General features: G+C 43.3%; 1 pseudogene. It reads left to right on the top strand.

Annotated features, from left to right (window positions below):
• Positions 1–254 (top strand): annotated as a pseudogene (locus tag HMPREF2619_RS01700) (hypothetical protein); the annotation flags it as partial.

Raw genomic sequence — 254 nt, 5'->3', positions numbered from 1 at the left:
GTCTTCAATGGGGGTATGGCGCTTGGTCAATTTGGTATGGATATGGCTAAAAAAGCTCCAGATGCCCTGTCTAAAGGAAGTCAGATTCTGGGGAATAGCCTTGCAAGAACTGGAGGTGGTATTCAAGGTGCTTTGAACTCTGTAAAAGATCAGGGCTTAATGAATGCGGCTAAAGGTGGTGTAAGTAATATGGTTGATTTGGCAGAATGGAAAGCATTTGAAACTATGCAAAATACGAAAGGGGCAGTTGGCAA

The sequence above is a fragment of the Streptococcus sp. HMSC074B11 genome (assembly GCF_001808705.1).
In the GTDB taxonomy this organism is placed as follows: Bacteria; Bacillota; Bacilli; order Lactobacillales; family Streptococcaceae; genus Streptococcus.
This window is presented reverse-complemented; position numbering and strand designations above follow the sequence as displayed.